Source organism: Sphingomonas sp. CCH5-D11 (genome assembly GCF_001557395.1).
GTDB lineage: Bacteria > Pseudomonadota > Alphaproteobacteria > Sphingomonadales > Sphingomonadaceae > Sphingomonas.
In genome coordinates this window covers 1-3,071 of sequence record NZ_LSKH01000172.1, presented here as the reverse complement: position 1 = coordinate 3,071, position 3,071 = coordinate 1, and the positions used below count along the sequence as shown (strand labels likewise).

General features: G+C 70.1%; 4 protein-coding genes. All 4 read right to left on the bottom strand.

All coding sequences use genetic code 11. From position 1 onward, the window contains the following. Positions 1-104: 104 nt before the first annotated feature. The gene (locus AX702_RS10660; RefSeq protein ID WP_371262900.1) at positions 105-1,121 is read right to left on the bottom strand and encodes a phage major capsid protein; all 1,017 of its coding nucleotides are present in this window, start codon (positions 1,119-1,121) and stop codon (positions 105-107) included. Positions 1,122-1,224: 103 nt separating this feature from the next. Then, positions 1,225-1,608: an HK97 family phage prohead protease gene (locus AX702_RS10655; RefSeq protein ID WP_331710393.1), complete on the bottom strand. Its 384-nt coding sequence runs from the start codon at positions 1,606-1,608 to the stop codon at positions 1,225-1,227. Continuing rightward, entirely contained in the window at positions 1,596-1,904 is a 309-nt protein-coding gene (locus tag AX702_RS10650; protein WP_066779231.1) for a DUF6127 family protein, read from the bottom strand. Before AX702_RS10650 ends, AX702_RS10655 begins: the two co-directional genes overlap by 13 nt. Then, entirely contained in the window at positions 1,901-3,004 is a 1,104-nt protein-coding gene (locus AX702_RS10645; protein ID WP_066779234.1) for a phage portal protein, read from the bottom strand. The genes AX702_RS10650 and AX702_RS10645 overlap by 4 nt, the downstream gene beginning before the upstream one ends. Positions 3,005-3,071 lie beyond the last annotated feature (67 nt).

Genomic DNA, 3,071 nt, shown 5'->3' with positions numbered 1-3,071 from the left:
CCGCCGCGGCGATCGCGGCGGGCGACACCCCCGAAACCGTCATCATCCTCTCCCTTTCGCGCACCAGACGCCCCTCCCGCTTCGTGGGAGGGGCGAAGGAAGGATCACGACGCGGCGAACTTCATCACCTTGATCGCCTCGCTGTTCGAAACGCAGCCACCCACGCGCTTGGTGGCGTAGAAGCTGACAAACGGCTTGTTGGTGTAGGGATCGCGCAGGATCGCCGTCTCGCTGCGCTCCGCGATCAGATATCCGGCCTTGAAGTTGCCGAAGGCGATCGCCGGCGCGTTGGCCGCGATATCGGGCATGTCCTCCGCCTCGATCACCGGATAGCCGAGCAATGTCGCCGGCTGCCCCGCCGCCAGGCTCGGCTGCCACACAAAGGCGCCGTCGCTGGTCTTGAACTTGCGGATGCGCGCCAGCGTGGCCGCGTTCATCACGAACACCGCGCCCTGGCGATAGGGTGCGCGCAGCGACTGGACCAGGTCGATCAGTCGTTCCTGCGGGTTGCTGCCAAAGTCACCCGCTGCGCCCGACAGGATATGCTGCAGCGTGCCGAACGGGCGCGTCGTATCGCCGGTCGCCGCCGTCGCCTGCTGCAGGAAGCCCTTGGGCCGGTTGGTGCCGTTGCCGCTCACGAAGGCCGCGCCTTCCGCCTTGGCGAATTCCGCCGCAATCTCGCCTGCCAGCCACTCCTCGACGTCGAAATGGGCGTCGTCCAGCATCGCCTGTGTCGCGGAGGGATTGGCGAACAGCTCGCCCATAGGCGGCGCGATCTCCACCATGATCGGCGTGCCCGTCTCGGCCCGGCCTTCGGTTTCCGCGGCCCAGCCCGATGGCGTGCCGCCCGTCGTCACCAGCTTGCGATAGCCGGCGCTGCCGACCTGCACGACATTGGCGATGCTGCGGATCGGCGACGCGGCCTTCAGCGTCGCGTCGATCACCGCATCGATCTCCTTCGGCACGGCATAGCCGCCCGCATCGCCCGTCACGCCGGAAAACGCTTTCATCTCCAGCACCGCGCCGCTGCGCACGAAAGCGCCGAACGCCGCGTCGCGCCCCGCGCCCACGATTGCCGACGCCCCGTCCAGCACCGGCCGTGCCATCATCATCTCACCCATGTTCTTCTCCCACGCGAAAAAATCCTCCCCAAGCTCGCTTGGGGACAGGGACCATCCGGCACATGCCGGATGGTGGAGGGGCAGCGCCGCGCCGCCCGACCCTTCAGATCTCGATCACCGTCTCCACCCGCGCCGCCGCCTGCATCGGCACCGTCACCAGGCTCACCTCCGCCAGCGCGGCGCGCAGCACCTCGCGCCGCGCGCCCTGCCGCGCCGCCAGCGCGCGATAACCCACCGAAAGACCGCGCAGCGCGCCGCACCGCACCAGCCGCGCGACCTCCGGGTCCGTCACGCACGCCTCGATCCACAGCCCTCGCGCGTCCTCGCCGATCGCCCAGATCTCCCCCACCGGGCTGCCGCGATGCTGCATCAGCAATGGCACCGGCACGGCGTCGGCGAACACGCCCGCGCGAAACACGTCCCCCGCCCGGTCGACCCGGTCGAAGACCGCCGCATAGCCCTGGATCCGCAGACTCAATTCACCCACTCCCCGAACCCCAGCTTCACCGCCATCAGCGCCAGGAACAGCGCCGCCGCCCAGCCGGCGAACGCCTTCCAAGCGCTGCGCTTCGCATCGCGCCATGCGGTCAGCAGCTCGCGCAATTCCGCCAGATCACGCGATGCCGCATCGTCCGACAGGCCCAGCCGCGTGATCGCCCGCGTCGCGCCGAGCTCCCCCGCTTCCTCGGCGATCGCGCGCAGCGTCGTCATGTCCGCTCCCGCTGCCGCGCCCTGCGCGATCAGCTGCGCCAGAACATTTCCCGCTCCCGAAGAACTGGTCATTGCGCCCACCCCACCATCTGCCGCTTCTCGTCGGCGGAAATGAAATCGGCTGCGGACACCATCGCCCACAGCCGCTCACGATCCTCCACCAGGGCCGGCACGCGATCGGGATCGATCTCGATCCGCGCCTCGGGAAACCACGCCCGCAGCCCCGCCGCCAGCGCGCCGAACACCGCATCCGCCAGCGGCAGCACGGTCAGGCGCCACAGCGCCCGGTTCGCCTCGCGATAATTGGCGTAGGTCGCGTCGCCCGGCAGGCCGAGCAGCATCGGCGGCACGCCGAACGCCAGCGCGATCTCCCGCGCCGCCGCCGATTTCAGCCCCACGAAGTCCATGTCGGCGGGCGACAGGCTCAGCGCCTGCCACTTCAGCCCGCCCTCCAGCAGCATCGGCCGCCCGGCATTGCCCGAACCGGCAAACCCCGCCTCCATCTCCTCGCGCAATCGGCGGAACTGCTCCGACGACAGCGCCGAGCCATCGCCCGGATCATAGACCAGCGCACCCGACGGCCGCGCCGCATTGTCGAGCAGCGCCTTGTTCCACTTGCCCGCCGCATTGTGCACCGCGATCGCGCCAGACGCTGCGCCCAGGCACCCCAGCCCGTAATGATCGTCCAGCGGGTGAAACCCCCGCACATGAATCACCGCGTCAGGCGCGAGGTCGCTCACCCGCCCGCCGACCGTATAGCGATAGCCGGCCGGCCAGCCGCCCGCGTCCAGCACCACGCTCACCCGCTCGGGGCGCAGCGGATAGAGTTCCGCCACCGTCCCGTTCTCGTCGCGCAGCACCTGGATGAAGGCGTTGCCGTGCAGCAGCACTTGCGCCGCCACCACTTCCGCCAGCCGCCCACCGCCGGCCCTGGCCGTGACAAGCGCCAGCAGCGCGGGATCGCTCGCGTCCAGCGGCGCGGACCCCACCGCCTCCGCCACCAGCCGCACCGCCCGCTGCGCCACCGCATTGCCCAGATAGCCGGCGCGCACCTGCGCATCATAACCGGCCGGCCATTCGCCCTGCGCCACGCCGGGTCCCCACCGGGCTCCCGATTGCGACAGCGCCGGACGCGACGCGTCGCGCCCGGCCTTTGAGCCGAACCATTTCATGATCATCTCTCCCGAAAAAGCGCGTCCGAAGACGCCAGCTCAGGCGACTCGCCAGCCTCCCCCGAAC